Source organism: Pseudomonas sp. TE6283, from assembly GCF_054060555.1.
Genome location: NZ_JBSSDH010000007.1, coordinates 155,715 through 171,398, shown reverse-complemented (window position 1 = coordinate 171,398; position 15,684 = coordinate 155,715). Strand labels below are relative to the sequence as shown.

At 66.1% G+C, this 15,684-nt stretch carries 13 protein-coding genes and 2 riboswitches; of the genes, 5 read left to right on the top strand and 8 right to left on the bottom strand.

Translation table 11 applies throughout. The features are described 5' to 3' along the window. Positions 1–15 precede the first annotated feature (15 nt). The 3 genes from ACVWZ5_RS12355 to ACVWZ5_RS12345 are packed head-to-tail and all read right to left on the bottom strand — an operon-like array spanning position 16 to position 1,308. A complete protein-coding gene (locus tag ACVWZ5_RS12355) occupies positions 16–417 on the bottom strand; it encodes a cobalamin biosynthesis protein (protein WP_457340637.1) in 402 nt (133 codons plus the stop codon). Continuing rightward, positions 417–1,112 (bottom strand): CbtA family protein, encoded by a 696-nt coding sequence (locus ACVWZ5_RS12350; RefSeq protein ID WP_084942187.1) that lies wholly within the window; start codon positions 1,110–1,112, stop codon positions 417–419. The genes ACVWZ5_RS12355 and ACVWZ5_RS12350 overlap by 1 nt, the downstream gene beginning before the upstream one ends. Positions 1,113–1,122: 10 nt before the next feature. Beyond that, entirely contained in the window at positions 1,123–1,308 is a 186-nt protein-coding gene (locus ACVWZ5_RS12345) for a CbtB domain-containing protein (protein WP_062574251.1), read from the bottom strand. Positions 1,309–1,410: 102 nt separating this feature from the next. Continuing rightward, positions 1,411–1,630, bottom strand: a riboswitch (cobalamin riboswitch). 61 nt (positions 1,631–1,691) lie between these two features. Beyond that, positions 1,692–1,891: riboswitch (cobalamin riboswitch) on the top strand. 100 nt (positions 1,892–1,991) lie between these two features. On the opposite strand from ACVWZ5_RS12345, the gene cobW reads away from it, so the two are divergent. From cobW to ACVWZ5_RS12325, 4 genes are read left to right on the top strand one after another with little or no spacing between them, the layout of a single operon-like run. Further along, complete coding sequence (cobW, locus tag ACVWZ5_RS12340) at positions 1,992–3,059, top strand: cobalamin biosynthesis protein CobW (RefSeq protein ID WP_062574250.1); 1,068 nt, start codon at positions 1,992–1,994, stop codon at positions 3,057–3,059. Positions 3,060–3,062: 3 nt separating this feature from the next. Further along, positions 3,063–6,824, top strand: coding sequence for a cobaltochelatase subunit CobN (gene cobN, locus ACVWZ5_RS12335; RefSeq protein ID WP_186599813.1), 3,762 nt, complete (start codon positions 3,063–3,065; stop codon positions 6,822–6,824). Positions 6,825–6,826: 2 nt separating this feature from the next. After that, complete coding sequence (locus ACVWZ5_RS12330) at positions 6,827–7,825, top strand: ATP-binding protein (RefSeq protein WP_062574248.1); 999 nt, start codon at positions 6,827–6,829, stop codon at positions 7,823–7,825. A gap of 53 nt (positions 7,826–7,878) precedes the next feature. Then, positions 7,879–8,493, top strand: coding sequence for a vWA domain-containing protein (locus tag ACVWZ5_RS12325; protein WP_232532181.1), 615 nt, complete (start codon positions 7,879–7,881; stop codon positions 8,491–8,493). Between the two features lie 103 nt (positions 8,494–8,596). On the opposite strand, the gene ACVWZ5_RS12320 is transcribed toward ACVWZ5_RS12325, so the two are convergent. Then, the gene (locus ACVWZ5_RS12320; protein ID WP_028690802.1) at positions 8,597–8,863 is read right to left on the bottom strand and encodes a hypothetical protein; all 267 of its coding nucleotides are present in this window, start codon (positions 8,861–8,863) and stop codon (positions 8,597–8,599) included. A 333-nt stretch (positions 8,864–9,196) separates the two neighbouring features. Between ACVWZ5_RS12320 and ACVWZ5_RS12315 the strand changes: the two genes are divergently transcribed. Next, positions 9,197–10,522 carry a sigma-54 dependent transcriptional regulator gene (locus tag ACVWZ5_RS12315; protein ID WP_062574247.1) on the top strand — a complete coding sequence of 442 codons (1,326 nt, stop codon included), beginning with the start codon at positions 9,197–9,199 and terminating at the stop codon, positions 10,520–10,522. Positions 10,523–10,528: 6 nt separating this feature from the next. Here the strand turns inward: ACVWZ5_RS12315 and ACVWZ5_RS12310 are convergent, their stop codons facing one another. The 4 genes from ACVWZ5_RS12310 to ACVWZ5_RS12295 all read right to left on the bottom strand — a co-directional run bounded on the left by ACVWZ5_RS12310 (position 10,529) and on the right by ACVWZ5_RS12295 (position 15,632). After that, the gene (locus ACVWZ5_RS12310) at positions 10,529–12,724 is read right to left on the bottom strand and encodes an LTA synthase family protein (RefSeq protein ID WP_457340636.1); all 2,196 of its coding nucleotides are present in this window, start codon (positions 12,722–12,724) and stop codon (positions 10,529–10,531) included. A gap of 129 nt (positions 12,725–12,853) precedes the next feature. Then, positions 12,854–14,134 (bottom strand): hypothetical protein, encoded by a 1,281-nt coding sequence (locus ACVWZ5_RS12305; protein WP_301140719.1) that lies wholly within the window; start codon positions 14,132–14,134, stop codon positions 12,854–12,856. Between the two features lie 46 nt (positions 14,135–14,180). Further along, the gene (locus tag ACVWZ5_RS12300) at positions 14,181–14,918 is read right to left on the bottom strand and encodes a hypothetical protein (protein ID WP_457340635.1); all 738 of its coding nucleotides are present in this window, start codon (positions 14,916–14,918) and stop codon (positions 14,181–14,183) included. Between the two features lie 33 nt (positions 14,919–14,951). Further along, entirely contained in the window at positions 14,952–15,632 is a 681-nt protein-coding gene (locus ACVWZ5_RS12295) for a C39 family peptidase (RefSeq protein WP_084942184.1), read from the bottom strand. Positions 15,633–15,684 lie beyond the last annotated feature (52 nt).

The window sequence follows — 15,684 nt, the reverse complement described above, 5'->3', positions numbered from 1 at the left end:
TAGAAGAGTGGCGGACTATCCGCCGATGGCCAGGGCCAGGGTAGCGCTGCCGAGGACCTGCCTCGGCACGTGCAGGCGGCCATGGTCGCCGGCCAGGGCCAGTGCGGCGCTTTCGGCGACGCCCCAGCAGCCGGTCTGCGCGTACGCCGTGGGTGAACGCTGGCTGAGCTGCGGTTCGAAGACCAGCAGGTGCGCGGCGTCGAAACAGATGTACGGCAGCCCCAGGCGTTCGGCCAGTGCCAGCAGGCCGGGCTCGCGGGCCTTGGGCTCGATGCTGGCAATGGCGCGCAGGGCCGAGAGGGGCAGGGCGTTGCGGGTGAAGGTCTGGCGCAGCAGCACTGCCAGCGTCTCCACCGGGCAGCCACGGCGACAGCCAAAGCCGGCGTACAACGCCGGCTGGGCAGGCAGGTCGCGCATCAGGCCTGGCTGGAGCGACGGTACAGCCAGGCGCTGAGCAGGCCCAGGGCCAGCCAGAACGCGGCGTTGGTCAGCCACGAGGCGATCTTGAACTGGGTCTCGAGGGCTTGCGGCGCAAGGCTTTCATGCACGGCCGGCTGTGGCGCGCCGATCAGGTGCGGGATCACCAGCAGGGCGACACCCAGCGCCTTGAACAGCCAGTGCCGGGCGAACACCAGCAATGCCAGGCCGGCGGCGGTGGCCGCAGCGGTGCCGATCCACCAGTTCTGGCGCTGGCCAAGGTCGGCGGCGGCGGTGCCGGGCAGCTCCGGGGGCAGGCCCAGGGTCGGCGCCAGGCAGAACACGGCGAAGCCGGCCAGGCCCCACAGCGCGCCGGTGGCCACGCGGTTCGGTTCACGCAGGCTGTAGAGGGCGACCAGGATCAGGGCGAAACCGACGGCGACCACCAGGTTGCCACCGGTGGTGGACAGCACGCGCTGCCAGCCGTCTTCCGGCGACCAGGCTTCGGCGCTGTGCTCATGCTCGTGGGGCGCGGCGGCGTCGCCGTGCTCATGGTGTTCGGCGACCGGGGCGGCGGACTCGTAGGTTTCCGCCTGGAGAATCAGTGGGGCGACCCAGAAGCTCTGCAGCAGGGTCAGCAACAGGGCCGCGAGCAGGCCGCTGAAACCCGCGGTACGGGCGAGACGCGTAATCATGCGGGTTTACTCAGTGGCAGGGGAAGGCGGCGCTGTGGCGGGTATCGTGGGCGGCGTTGTGCACTGCCTCGATGTGCGAGAAACCGGCGAAGTACACCAGGCACAGGCCCAGCAGGCTGGCGCCGACCGCGATGATCAGTCGCTGGCTGAGGCTGACGGGGGTGGCGATACTGTGTTTGGCGCTGGTGATGGGCATGACGCGTTCCTCTGCTGCTTTTGTTGTGGCAACGGGCATGCGCGACGACCCCGGGCACGATTGGCCCAGGTGATACGACGACGCCCGCCCACCGCGGGGTGTACTGTGAGCACGTGTCAGGCCGGTCTCCGGGCTGGCGAGGTGGAGCAGGACTCCGTGGCGCGTCACCTTCCCATGCCTTGCTGTTGGCACAGTGGTCCGGACGCTTCTCTCGCTTACCGTTGCGGGGGCAGCACCGGCCTTGTCGGCTCCTGGAGTGGACACGCGACGCACCGGTTTCCCGTTTCACCCCCGTCGGGGGCACCTGAACGCAATGCGCTAGCAAATCACGGGGCCGGGCCCGCGTCAATCGCCGTGGCGGTTGACCGCCAGGCAGGCACTGCGTAGCCTTGCCGCTGCGAGGTTCTCGGGCGTTGGCCCGAGCTAAGACGGGAACGCGGTACAAGCCGCGGCTGCCCCCGCAACTGTAAGCACTGAAGGGTTCGGCACAGCCACTGCGCAGGCGCGCGGGAAGGCGCCGGCCCACCGGCCGGCGAGCCGCAGCGGTGCGAGCCAGGAGACCTGCCTCGTGACGTTTTCGACTTTCAACCGGGCGGGGTGATCCGGTGGCGAACGCGCCAGGCCGGCAGGGCCGTGGCTGTCGTCCTGCATGCCCGCGCCATTGCTGCCAAGGGCATCGCGACATGAAAACACTGGCCAAGCTTCCCGTCACCATCGTTACCGGCTTCCTCGGCTCGGGCAAGACCACCTTGCTGCGCCATATGCTCGACAACGCCCAGGGCCGCCGCATCGCGGTGATCGTCAATGAGTTCGGCGAGCTGGGCATCGACGGCGAGATCCTCAAGCAGTGCAGCATCGGCTGCACCGAGGAAGAGGCCAACGGCCGCGTCTATGAGCTGGCCAACGGTTGCCTGTGCTGCACCGTGCAGGAAGAGTTCTTCCCGGTGATGCGCGAGCTGGTGGCCCGTCGCGGCGACCTCGACCACATCCTTATCGAGACCAGCGGCCTGGCCTTGCCCAAACCGCTGGTACAGGCCTTCCAATGGCCGGAAATCCGCAACGCCTGCACCGTCGACGCGGTGATCACCGTGGTCGACAGCCCGGCCGTGGCTGCCGGCACCTTTGCCGCCTACCCGGAGCAGGTCGATGCCCAGCGCAAGCTCGACCCCAATCTCGACCATGAGTCGCCGCTGCATGAATTGTTCGCCGACCAGCTGGCCAGCGCCGACCTGGTGGTGCTGAACAAGGCCGATCTGATCGACACCGAGGGCCTGGCCAAGGTCCGTGCCGAAGTGGCCGAGGAGCTGCCGCCGGCGGTCAAGGTGATCGAGGCCAGCAGTGGTCGCCTGCCGCTGGAAGTGCTGCTGGGCGTGGGCGCCGAGTCCGAGGCGCATATCGATGGTCGCCGTACCCATCACGACTCGCATCACGACGGCGATGACCATGACGACCATGACCACGACGCCTTCGACTCGATCTCCATCGATCTGCCCGAGGCCGACGAGAGCCTGCTGCTCGACGCCCTGACCCAGTTGGTCACCGAGTTCGGCATCCTGCGCGCCAAGGGTTTCGCCGCGATTCCAGGCAAGCCGATGCGCCTGCTGATCCAGGGTGTGGGCACCCGCTTCGACAAGCATTTCGACCGCGCCTGGCGCAGCGATGAACCACGCATCACTCGCCTGGTGCTGATTGGCCAGGCGCTGGACGCCGCACAGCTGGAAGCGCGCCTGCGCCAGGCCCTGGGCGCCTGATCCATGCACCTGCTGCGGACCCAACCCGGCGGCTTCGTGCCGGACGACAGCATCGCCGACCTCGGCCAGACCCCCGCCGACCTGGTGATCCTCTGCAGCGGTGATTCACACCTGGCGCTGCTCGCCGAAACCGCCGAGCAGCTGCCGGCGCACTTCCCCAGCGTGCGCCTGGCCAACCCGATGCAGGTGCAGAACCATGCCTCGGTCGACCTGTATGTCGACCAGGTGCTGCGCCATGCCAAGGTGATCCTGGTGTCGCTGCATGGCGGCGTCGGCTACTGGCGCTATGGTGTCGAGCAACTGGTCGAACTGGCGGGGCGTGGGGTCGAGCTGATCCTGGTGCCCGGCGACGACCGCCCCGATCCTGAGCTTACCGACCTGGGCACGGTCCGCGGCGAACAGGCCGAGCGCCTCTGGCACTTCCTGCGCCAGGGCGGCAAGACCAACGCCGTTAACCTGTTCAACTGCCTGGCCAGCCAATGGCTGGGTTGTGATTACCCGTGGGATGAGCCGCAGCCCTTGCCGCGCACGGCGGTCTATCACCCGGCCAAGGCCACGGCGCGCCTGGAGGACTGGTACGCCCAGTGGAATCCGGAACATCCGGTGGCGCCGTTGCTGTTCTACCGTTCGCACCTGCAGGCGGCCAACACGGCGTTCATCGATGTGTTCTGCCAGCGCCTGCAGGCCTGCGGGCTGAATCCATTGCCCATTGCCGTGGCCAGCCTGAAGGAACGCGCCTGCCTGGACCAGGTCGAGGCCTGGCTCGACGAGGTGCAGGCCGAGGTGGTGATCAACACCACAGGCTTCGCCCTGTCCAGTCCCGAGCAACCCAACCTGCGTCCGCTGCGCCGCGATGTGCCGGTGCTGCAGGCGATCTGCGCCCAGGACAACCAGCCTGGCTGGGAGCAGAGCGAGCAGGGCCTGGGAGCCCGCGACCTGGCGATGCACATCGCCTTGCCGGAACTGGACGGGCGTATCATCACCCGGCCGGTGAGTTTCAAGGACCTGGCCTGGCGCAGCGAGCGCAGCCAGTCCGATGTGGTCTGCTACCGGGCCCATCCCGAACGCATGGACTTCGTCGCCGAACTGGCACGGCGCTGGGTGACCCTGGCGCGCCTGGACAACCAGGAAAAGCGCGTGGCCCTGGTGCTGGCCAACTACCCGACCCGCGACGGGCGCATCGGCAATGGCGTCGGCCTGGACACGCCGGGCGCGGCGCTCAATATCCTCGAGGCCCTGCAGGCGCAGGGTTATCCGGTGGCCGGCCTGCCTGACAGCGGCACTGAGCTGATTCACCAGTTGCTCGGCGGGGTCACCAACGACCTCGACCATCTCGACCAGCGCCCCTGCGCCCAGAGCCTGGCCCTGGCCGACTACCAGCGCGCCTTTGCCGCCTTGCCCGAGGCCAACCAGCGCGCCGTGCTGGAGCGCTGGGGGCCGCCCGAGCAGGACCCGATGTTCCGCAGTGGGCGCATGATGGTCGCCGGCCTGCGCTACGGCCTGACCTTCGTCGGCATCCAGCCGGCGCGGGGCTACCAGGTGGACCACAGCGCCGTATACCACGACCCGGACCTGGTGCCGCCCCACGGCTACCTGGCGTTCCACTTCTGGCTGCGCAACGGCTATGCCGCCGACGCGGTGATCCATGTGGGCAAGCATGGCAACCTGGAGTGGCTGCCGGGCAAGGGCGTGGGCCTGTCCGCCGAGTGCTGGCCGGATGCCTTGCTCGGCCCGTTGCCCAACATCTACCCGTTCATCGTCAACGACCCGGGCGAGGGCGCCCAGGCCAAGCGCCGCACCCAGGCGGTCATCATCGACCACCTGATGCCGCCGTTGACCCGTGCCGAGACCTATGGCCCGCTGCGCCACCTGGAGCAACTGGCCGATGAATACTACGAGGCGCAGTTGCTCGACCCACGCCGTGCCCGCGAGCTGCAACGTGACATCCTCGAACTGGTCAAGACCCACCATATCGACCGCGAACTGCAGCTCGAAGGCCAGATGGAGGACGCGGCGGTCTGGCTGCCGCGGCTTGACACCTACCTGTGCGACCTGAAGGAATCGCAGATCCGCGACGGCCTGCACGTGTTCGGCCAGTCGCCGCAGGGGCGTTTGCGCAGCGATACGCTGCTGGCGTTGCTGCGGGTGGCGCGAGGCGATGGCAGGGGCGGTAACGCCAGCCTGATCCGTGAGCTGGCCAAGGCGTTGGCGCTGGGCTTCGATCCGCTGGATTGCGATCTGGGGCAGGCCTGGGAAGGGCCGCGCCCGGACCTGCTGGCGCAACTCGACGCCAGCCTCTGGCGAACCTGTGGCGATACTCGCGAGCGCCTGGAGTTGTTGGCGTTGTCATTGATCGAGCAGGCCCTGATGGGCGCCGTGGCGCTGCCGGACGAGGCGCAGTGGGAGGCGGTGCGCGCGGTGCTGCGCACGCTCGTCGAGCAGGTCGCGCCCGACCTCGATGCCTGCGGCGGCGCCGAGATCGATGGCCTGCTGGCGGCCCTGGCCGGGCGTTTCGTCCCGGCCGGGCCCAGCGGCGCGCCCAGCCGCGGCCGCCTGGACGTGCTGCCCACCGGGCGCAACTTCTATACCGTCGATGTGCGCAACCTGCCCACCGCCACGGCCTGGCGCCTGGGGTTCGCCTCGGCCAACCTGATCCTCGAGCGCCACCTGCAGGATCACGGCGATCACCTGCGCCAGCTGGGCCTGTCGGTGTGGGGCACGGCGACCATGCGCACCGGCGGCGACGATATCGCCCAGGCCATGGCGCTGATGGGCGTACGCCCGGTGTGGGCCACCGGCAGCCAACGGGTCGATGACTTCGAAATCCTGCCGCTGAGCCTGCTCGACCGGCCGCGGGTGGACGTGACGCTGCGGGTGTCGGGCTTTTTCCGCGATGCCTTCGGCAACCTGATCCGCCTGTTCGACGCCGCCGTGCAGGCGGTGGCGGCGCTGGACGAACCGGACGACCTGAATCCTCTGGCCGCGCGGGTGCGCGCCGAGCGCCAAGCGCTGCTCGGGGCCGGAGTCGAGGCCGAGCAGGCGGCGCGACAGGCCGGTTGGCGGGTGTTTGGTGCCAAGCCTGGCGCCTACGGGGCGGGTGTGCAGAGCGCTATCGATGGTCGCCTGTGGCACAGCCGCGACGATCTGGCCGAGGTCTACCTCAATCATGGTGGCTACGCCTACGGCGTCGCTGACGAAGGCACCCCGGCCCGCGCCGCGTTCGTCCAGCGCCTGGCCCAGGTCCAGGCGGTGCTGCAGAACCAGGACAACCACGAGCACGACCTGCTTGACTCCAATGATTATTACCAGTTCCAGGGTGGCATGCTGGCGGCTGCCGAAACCCTGGCCGGCACCTCGCGGGCCAGCTACCACGGCGACCACAGCCAGGCCGACCGGCCCCAGGTGCGTACCCTCAAGGAAGAACTCAACCGGGTGATCCGTGCCCGGGCGCTCAACCCCAAGTGGATCGACGGTGCCAAGCGTCATGGCTATAAAGGCGCGTTCGAGCTGGCGGCCACGGTCGACAACCTGTTCGCCTTCGACGCCACCACCCACCTGATCGACGATCATCATTACCAAGGGCTGGCCGATGCCTATGTGCTCGACCCGGCCACCCGCGATTTCATGCGCGAGCACAACCCCGAAGCCCTGCGCGACCTCACCGAACGCCTGCTGGAAGCCCAGCAGCGCGGGTTGTGGCAGGCGCCGGGCGACTATCGTGAAAGCCTCGAGCAGCAGTTGCTCGCCGGCGAGGAAGACAGCTGAACATGAGCGATCCCGTGCAATTTCCCCTGGCCGCCGTGGTTGGCGCCGACGACCTCAAGCTGGCCCTGTGCCTGACCGCCATCGACCCGAAGATCGGCGGCGTGCTGATCGAAGGCCCGCGTGGCATGGCCAAGAGCACCCTGGCCCGGGGCTTGGCCGATCTGCTAGGCGACGGTCCGTTCGTGACCCTGCCGCTGGGGGCCACCGAGGAGCGCCTGGTTGGCACCCTCGACCTGGATGCCGCCCTCGGCCAGGGCCAGGCACGGTTCTCGCCGGGCGTGCTGGCCCATGCTGACGGTGGGGTGTTGTACGTCGATGAAGTCAACCTGTTGCCCGATCCCCTGGTGGACCTGCTGCTGGATGTGGCCGCCAGCGGCACCAACCGCATCGAGCGCGACGGCATTTCCCATCGGCATGCCGCCCGCTTCGTGCTGATCGGCACCATGAACCCGGAGGAGGGCGAGCTGCGTCCGCAGTTGCTCGACCGTTTTGGCCTCAACGTGGCCCTGGAAGGTTTGCCAGCGCCGCAGGCGCGTCAGCAGATCATTCGGCGCCGGCTGGCCTTCGACAGCGATCCGCAGGCGTTCTGCGAACAGTGGGCCGCGCAGCAGGCGGCGTTGCGCGAGCGCTGTCGGTCGGCGCGTGAGCGCTTGGCATCGATCGCCCTGGACGACCAGGCCCTGGCCTGGATTACCGAACGCTGCTTCGCCGCTGGCGTGGACGGCCTGCGCGCCGACCTGGTCTGGTTGCGCGCAGCGCGGGCCCATGCCGCCTGGCGGGGGAGCTCGGTGATCGAGGAGGTGGATGTGCAGGCGGTTGCCGAGTTTGCCCTGCGTCATCGGCGCCGCACCGAGGCGCCGCCACCCCAGGCCACTTCGGCTGGCGGGCAGGCGAGTGCGCAGGAGGCGCCGGGCGGTCAGGGCGACTGGGGGGCATTGCCTGCCCAGCCGGTAGCCACGGGGGCTCGGCGCGAGGTGCCGAACTGGGCAAAAAAGCCCTGAGCATCCGCTCGCGCCATGATCGGGTGGCGGATGCCAGGCCTCGCGTCGGCCATTTGACGGGGGCTTCCCGGGGCCGCCCGCGCACCAGCGATAGCGGGCGTATCGCCTGGTTGGCGACTTTGCTCAAGGGCCGGCCACGCCAGCGCCGCGACCTGTGTTGGCAGCAGCGCCAAGCCCAGGCGCCGGAATTGTGGCTGGTGATCGTCGATGCCTCGGCGTCGACCCGGCGCAATCAGGCACTGGCCCAGGCCAAGGGGCTGCTGGCCGGGTTGTTCGATGAGGCCTACCGTCAGCGTGCACGGCTGGCCTTGCTGACAGCCAGTGGCAACCGACCGCAATGGCAACGCCATGGTCTGAAAGCCTCGGCGGCGTTACAGCCGTGGTTGCAGGCGCTGGGGGCGGGCGGTGGTACACCGTTGCCGGCGGCACTGGAGGAGGCACGTCAGTGGTTGTTGGCCCGGCGCAAGCGCCTTCCCCATGAAACCCAGCGCTGCCTGGTGTTGACCGATGGCCGCCTGCAACAGGGTGCGGCGTTGCAACCGCTACCTTGCAGCACATTGCTGGTGGATATGGAAACAGCGGCGGTGCGCATTGGCCGGGCACGCCAACTTGCCGAACAACTGCAGGCCGACTATCGGCATATCGAGCAGTTCGCGGTGATCAAATAAGGATGTAACTGCGACAGGATGTCGCAATTGACCAAGTTATCCCCGAATGTGGGGAAACTTGCACAAGTGCGTGGTGGCCACGCACTTGCAGTACCATGATCTTTTACTTCGGCATCGACCAGGGTTGCAGGTCGTAACCTTTGCCGGACAGTTCGGCGCGCACTTCCTCGATCAGGCTGGCCCATTGCGCGGGGTCGGAATAGACGCGCGAGGACACTTGCTTGCTGCCGATACGGGTGCTGGTCCGGTCGATCACTGCCAGGCTCAGTTCACCAGTACCGTTAGGGGCATCCCAGGCTACGCACTGGAAGGGTTCGAAGGCGTGGTCGGCGATCAGCAGTGCTTCGTTGACACGGAGCGGGGCGTTCATGGTTCGGTCTCTCTCATGGTCCCAAACAGCGAAATAAAGTGCCGCGGTGTTATTCCACAAAAGTGTACAGCGCGGGGTTATTCGTACTGATGCTCCAGGTCAGGGTTCAAGTCACATGACCGTTGAATTTTTTTTATATCGGCGATGTTTCCCTACCTGTCCATCGCGCCTAAGACGGTAATCGAGTTGGAAAATTCCCGGCCCGGCATGCGGAGTTCTTACCGGGCTGACCAACGGTAGTGGGGAGCGTCAAGTTCATTGCTACTGTTAATTCGGGCGTCGCAACTGACTGTTTATAGTTAAAAAACCAAAATCTGGCGCCAAGGAAAGGTCATGCCCGATACCGCATCCCTGCGCCGCTTGCTGATCGTCGACCCCTGCGATGATTGCCACCGCCTCTTGCCGGGCCTGCGCAGCGTCGGCTGGGATGTGCGAAGTTGCACGCTCGAGGCTGCGATGGAGCAGCCCTGCGATGTGGGCCTGGTACGACTGCAAGCCTCGCACCTGCTGCACCCCGAGGCGGTCAAGGACCTGATCAAGCGCAGCAACACCGAATGGATCGCCGTGCTCAGCGCCGAAGAATTGCGCCTGCAGAATGTCGGCGATTTCGTCTGCGAGTGGTTTTTCGATTTCCACACCCTGCCGTTCGACGTCTCGCGAGTGCAGGTTACCCTGGGCCGCGCCTTCGGCATGGCGCGGCTGCGCGGCAAGGGCACGGTGCGGGTGGACGAGCCCGAACACGAACTGCTTGGAGAGAGCCGGCCGATCCGTGAGCTGCGCAAGTTGCTGGGCAAGCTGGCGCCGACCGAGTCGCCGGTGTTGATCCGGGGCGAAAGCGGCACGGGTAAGGAATTGGTGGCGCGTACCTTGCATCGGCAATCGCAACGGCGCGACAAACCGTTCATCGCCATCAACTGCGGGGCCATCCCCGAGCACCTGATCCAGTCCGAGTTGTTCGGCCATGAAAAAGGCGCGTTCACCGGGGCGCACCAGCGCAAGGTGGGACGTATCGAGGCGGCCAATGGTGGCACCCTGTTCCTTGATGAGATCGGTGACCTGCCGTTGGAGCTGCAGGCCAATCTCCTACGATTTCTGCAGGAGAAGCACATCGAGCGGGTAGGGGGCAATCAGCCCATCGCGGTGGACGTCAGGGTATTGGCGGCGACGCACGTGGATTTGGAGAAGGCCATTGCGCTGGCACGCTTTCGCGAGGACCTGTACTACCGGCTCAACGTCCTGCAGGTGGTGACCGCTCCGCTACGTGACCGGCATGGCGATCTGTCGATGCTGGCCAGCCATTTTTCCCAGTTCTACAGCGCCGAGACGGGGCGCCGGCCACGCTCGTTCAGCGAGGGCGCCTTGGCGGCCATGGGGCGCCACGATTGGCCGGGCAATGTTCGTGAGCTGGCCAACCGGGTGCGCCGCGGCCTGGTGCTGGCCGAGGGCCGGCAGATCGAGGCGCAGGACCTGGGCCTGCAGGAGCTGCAGGAGCAGGACCAGCCGCTGGGCACGCTGGAGGACTACAAGCACCGGGCCGAGCGCCAGGCGCTGTGCGATGTGCTGAACCGGCACAGCGACAACCTGAGCATCGCGGCCAAGGTGTTGGGCGTTTCCAGGCCGACGTTCTATCGGTTGTTGCACAAGCACCAGATTCGCTAGCTGACCTCAGCTCGACTGGGCAAGATGCCCGTCAGCCAGCTCTTCCACCGTCTCCGGCTCATCTGGCAGCGCGGTAATCACGCTGAAATCGCTGACTTCCACCTCGCCCCCGCCATACCCCAGCAGATGGAAGGAAAACGCTTTGCGCACGGTGGGATTGTCGAAGTCGAACTCCATCTCCAGCGGCTCGTCGGCTGTCACCCGAATCTCTTCGGGCAGCCCGAGCTGCACGTCCTGCTCCAGTTCCTTGGCCTTGAGGCGGATATACGCCGCATGCCGGGGATCCAGCGCCCGCACCTTCAGGCGCACGCGGGTACGCGACCCTTCGGGCATTTCCAGGTACTGCGCGCCGATCAGGTTGTCCGCCCAGTCATCCTTGATGCGCTCTGCCAGGGCGATGGGCGAGGGGCCACCGAACTGGTAGCGCAGGTTGAGCGGGGTCTGCAGCAGCGACTGGTCGAGGCTGGCGGCCAGCAGGTTGAGTTGCGGCCCTAGGCCGTCGTCGCCACGACCGAGGAACTTGGCCTGCTCGGCAATGAACCCACTGCTGGCATAGCGTCGGCAGCGTTGCTGGAAGTCGCACTCGCTGAAGGTGCCTTGCCCGTCGTGGTAGCGCAGCATGCCATTGGTGTAGGAGATCATCTCACGGCCGCTGTCGTAATCGCGGTACAGCGAGCGTCCGCCCAGGGCCGCCGGGATCGGCAGGGCGAAGTAGTCGAGCAGGGAGGTGCTCAGGTCGATGTGGCCGTAGGTGCCCTGCTTGAGCCTGGGCAGCTGGGCCTGCTCCGGCGCCAGTGTGAGGTTGAAGCCCCAGGCCGAGGCCAGGCGCACGCCATCGATGCCGTGCGACTCGTCCGAGGTGACGATCACCAGGGTGTCTTGCAGCACGCCCTGGCGTTCGAGGCTGTCGAGGAAGCCACCCAGGGCATCGTCGAGGTAGGCCACGGCGGCCTGCTTGGGTGTATCGAAGCGTTGCAGATAGGCATCAGGCGCCGAGTAGGGCTGGTGAGTGCCGACCGTGAGCAGGGTGAGCATCCAGGGTTGTGGTTGCTTGCGCAGCTCGCCGACATAGTCGAGCGCACCTTCGAAGAAGGCGCGGTCGTCCTTGCCCCAGGGGAATTCCAGGTAGTTGTCGTTGGCGAACCACTCTTGGCCATGCACCGCGTCGAAGCCGATATGCGGCATGATTCGGTCCTTGGCCATGAAGCGCAACCCGGCGCCCTGCAGGTAATGGGTGGCGAAACCGGCCTCGCGCAGCTGGGCCGGCAGGCACGCCTGGTTGCGCTGCTGCTGGGTCAGCAGTTCGACGCCCTTGGGCGTGCCGTTGGCCAGCTTGTCGTAGTCGCCGCAGAGCATCGCGTAGAGCCCGCGAATGGTCTGGTGGGTGTGCAGCACATAGTCAGGGGTGTTCATGCCGCGCTCGGCCCACTGGCTGAGCCGCGGCATCAGCTCCTGCTGGAAGCGGCTGCCGAGTGCCTCGCGGTTGGGACGCAGGTAGGCGCCGGGGATGCCCTCGACGGTGATGATCAGCAGGTTGCGCGCCTTGCCCGGGGCGTCCAGCAGCTTGACGCCATTGAGATCGGACTGGGTCAGACCGGCAGTGGGCAGCGCCGTGACCGCCGGCACATGGCCCAGGCCGCTCAAGGCCTGGTGCTGGAGCTTGCCCACCGCCGCCGACAGCGCCTGGTGGGTGAGACCGTACTGACGCCATTGGTCGGCGTCCGAGGGGGCCAGCTGCTGGCCGCCCCAGTGCAGCCCGAACAACGCCAGGGGCAAGGCCCAGAGTCGCCGTGGCAAGGGGGCGCCGACAGGCGATCGCACTATGCTCGCCAGCCAGGCGCCAAGACCGGCGACCAGCAGGGCGGGCAGCCAGGCATGGGCCAGGGCGCCAGCGGTGGAGTTCTCCATGAACTGCGGGTCGACCAGATAGGTCAGGTCGTCGACCGTGGGCAGTCGGCCGACGGCGCTGACCAGCTCGGCGCAGGCCACCCACAGGCCACCCCAGGTCAACAGCAGCGGCAGGGCCAGCCACCAGGGGCGGCGGTGGACGAGCAGCAACAGTAGGCTGCCGATGGCCAGGTCGGACAGGTAACCGAAGACGTTGGACCAGCCCAGCAGGGCGCGCGCGGTCAGGGGAATCACCAACACCAGGATTGCCAGGCAGGCAAGGCGGGCGCGAGGGTGACCGAGCAGGTTGTTCACGAAACTTTCCTTAATGCCATTAAATCGTCACAAAACTGTGCGCGATGATAACAGGCCGATGCCGGGAAAGTCGGACGCTACAAAACCGGTAACCAAATCCCGGGCCCTGGATCGGGCCCGGTTGGTGGCTCAGAAGTAGTAGGGGAATTTCAGGCTGAACGAAAAGTCTGGCGCATCCTCGGTCAGTCCGATGGACAGGTTGGGGACGATGGTCAGGTTGTCGGTGGCGGCGAAGGTCAGGCCGACGTTGAAGTTGGCGGCGTTGTAGTCGCTGTTGGTGATCGACTGCCAGTCGCCGCCGTCGGGCTTGATCTTGCTCTTGCGGGCAAACTGGTCGGTGACCGAGAACGACATGCTCATGCGTTCGTTCAGGGCAAAGGCGATACCGCCGCCGATCTGCCAGGAGTCACCCAGTTTCACGTCACCTTTGACCTTGCTGTTGACCTGGGGGCTGATGTCGCTGAACGAATCCTGCATGTTGTAGGTGTAGGACAGGCTGGCGAACAGCACGGCCGGGTCGAAGGTCTTGACCAGCGAGATACCCGGCGTGATCGCCCAGACGCCGTTGCCGGTCGGCAGGCTCTCGGGCACCGACAGGTTGTTGTTGGTAGGGTCTTCGACCAGCTTGATGCCATAGGGGTCCTTGCCGGTAGGGGCTTTGACCCGGAGGGTGACGACTGCGTCGGGCAGGTTCTCCGACTCGTCGAGGAACTTGTAGGCCACGCCAACGTTGACGTCGCCGATGGTCGGGTCGCGGGTGACCGTTGCATCGGAGGTGACCGGCCCGGCACCACCGGCGCCGCCGGAGGAATAGGTCGATTCGCGATAAACGATGGGTACGTTAATATCGAACTGCCAGCGTTGATCCATGTTGTAGCGGGCGGTCAGGTCCAGGGTCCAGTTGTCCGCCTTGATCCGGTCGAGGTTGATGTTGCCGAGGAAGATCGAGTCGAGGGCGAGGAAACCATTGAGCGTCAGCGCACGGGTATCGTAGTGCGTGTAGGTAATTCCGGTCTCGACGCTGAACTTGCCGCCACCGAAGAACCCACTGGCCTCGTCATACAGGTTGGAAACGCTTTGCGCGGGCTCCGAATCGTCCTTGAGCGACTGGCCGTAGGAGCTGCCAGTGCTGCCCGGGGCGCCGGATGCCACGGTCTGCGCGCCTTTGGCCGGTGTCGAGGGGGACTTGGTCAGGCGCTTGGGCGGTGGGGCTGCAGGGGTTTCCTCGACCTGGCGCACGCGCTGCTCAAGCACCATCAGGGCATTCTGCTGGGCTTCGTAGCGTTGTTTCAGTTCGCGCAATTCCTGCTTCAGTGCCTCGACCTGAGGGTCCGGAGCCGCATACAGCATTGTCGCAGGGGCCAATGTACTCAAGCAGACTACAGCTCTGAACGTCAACGATCGTTGCATGGGTTAGCCGTCCCTTCTGACTACATACGATGAGACTGAGCGTAGATCAGTATCCGAGTGCGCGAAGACCTTTGAGCTGGTCAAGATTGCCGTTCAGCGCGGCGGCGGGCACATGGTCGCGCAGCACGACGTTGAGCGAGGTGAGGTTGCTGACCTGGTTGCCGCTGCCGAGCAGCGTGGCGTTTTGCATCAAGCCGCCTTGGGCGATCTGCTGCAAGGTGCTGCCCTGGTTGTTGTTGGCCACCACGTTCAACTGCACGCCCGTTCCGCTCGCAGAGACGCTCAGGGAGCCGGCGGCGTTGCTGCCGACCAGTGTGGAACCGGCGGCAAGCAGTTGGCCTTGCTGCGGCGTTTCGGGCACCTGGTTGGCCTTGGTGACGCTGATGTCGACGTTGTTGTTGGCCAGGTTGTTGTCACCGGCCGCGCGCACGACCTGGGTTACGCCGACGGTGGTGTCCAGGCCTGCGCCACCGGTAATGGTGCCGGTGCCCTTGGCGCTGGACGAGCCGGTGCCTTTCTCGTCGATCATGGACACATAGAACTGCGGCTTGATGGTCGACTGTTGCACCTGCATCGAGGTCCTGGCGCCGATGACATCGCCGTTGGCGTTCTGCCAAGTGCTGGTCATCACCACGCCGAAGCTGATGATGCGCCCTGGCAACACATAGCGACCGCGCAGGTTCGCCAACTCCTGATCCTTCAGTTCAATGGGCTTGAACGTCTCTGCCTGGATGGGCAAGGCGGTGGCCAGGCAGATCAGGGTAAGCCAGGCTGCAGTCTTCATGGGATGCTCCCGACGCGTTGCGCTCGATTATCGTTAGAAGAAGTCGCTGCGAATGAAGCCGAAGTCCATCAGTTCGGCGTCCTTGACCGGGGTGAAGGAATTGATGCGATCCTTGGCGCTCAGTGGCAGGGGCGGGTCGAGCAAGGCGTTGCCCTTGTCGTAGCCTTGGCCGATCACGGCGAAGATGATGCCGTTCCAGCCCTTGAGGAAGTCTTCGACCTTGTAGCGTTTGTGGCCGAGCACCGGGTCGCCGATGTAGACCCAGCCCTTGTCGACCCGTTGCATGACCACGAAGTGCTTGTAGCCACGGATGTCCATCAGCACCACCACGGGGATGCGCACGCTGCTCAGGGTGTCGGCGGCGACCCGGTAGCCGCGGGCTCGCATGCCGAGGCTTTCCACGTAGCGTTTCATGTCGAGCATCGAGAAACCCTGGACCTTGACCAATTCCTGGTCGGCGTGGGCCAGCATGCCCTCGATGATCGTGTGTTCGTCCACGTCCAGCCAGTAGGCCTGGCGCAGGATGGTTGCCAGCGCCGCGGCGCCGCAACTGAAATCGGTCTTCTGTTGCACCAGGTCGGCGAACTTGCGTTCGCGGATGCTCTGGATGGGCTTGTAGATCACCGCGCCCCCCGGCAAAACCGAAAGCGGCATCTGCGCCGCTTCGCTGTAACTGGCCATGCACAGCAAAAACGCCAAGGCGATCATACGCATGGTCCTGCCCCCCGATCCTGTTGAGGAAAGGCCCCCCGAAGGGGGCCTCAAG

What these genes read in the sequence shown, in the direction of transcription:
- ACVWZ5_RS12355 (WP_457340637.1), bottom strand. Translation starts at nt 417, where the DNA reads ATGCGCGACCTGCCTGCCCAGCCGGCGTTGTACGCCGGCTTTGGCTGT.
- ACVWZ5_RS12295 (WP_084942184.1), bottom strand. Translation starts at nt 15,632, where the DNA reads ATGCGTATGATCGCCTTGGCGTTTTTGCTGTGCATGGCCAGTTACAGC.
- cobN (WP_186599813.1), top strand. Translation starts at nt 3,063, where the DNA reads ATGCACCTGCTGCGGACCCAACCCGGCGGCTTCGTGCCGGACGACAGC.
- ACVWZ5_RS12320 (WP_028690802.1), bottom strand. Translation starts at nt 8,863, where the DNA reads ATGAACGCCCCGCTCCGTGTCAACGAAGCACTGCTGATCGCCGACCAC.
- ACVWZ5_RS12305 (WP_301140719.1), bottom strand. Translation starts at nt 14,134, where the DNA reads ATGCAACGATCGTTGACGTTCAGAGCTGTAGTCTGCTTGAGTACATTG.
- ACVWZ5_RS12350 (WP_084942187.1), bottom strand. Translation starts at nt 1,112, where the DNA reads ATGATTACGCGTCTCGCCCGTACCGCGGGTTTCAGCGGCCTGCTCGCG.
- ACVWZ5_RS12330 (WP_062574248.1), top strand. Translation starts at nt 6,827, where the DNA reads ATGAGCGATCCCGTGCAATTTCCCCTGGCCGCCGTGGTTGGCGCCGAC.
- ACVWZ5_RS12300 (WP_457340635.1), bottom strand. Translation starts at nt 14,918, where the DNA reads ATGAAGACTGCAGCCTGGCTTACCCTGATCTGCCTGGCCACCGCCTTG.
- ACVWZ5_RS12315 (WP_062574247.1), top strand. Translation starts at nt 9,197, where the DNA reads ATGCCCGATACCGCATCCCTGCGCCGCTTGCTGATCGTCGACCCCTGC.
- cobW (WP_062574250.1), top strand. Translation starts at nt 1,992, where the DNA reads ATGAAAACACTGGCCAAGCTTCCCGTCACCATCGTTACCGGCTTCCTC.
- ACVWZ5_RS12345 (WP_062574251.1), bottom strand. Translation starts at nt 1,308, where the DNA reads ATGCCCATCACCAGCGCCAAACACAGTATCGCCACCCCCGTCAGCCTC.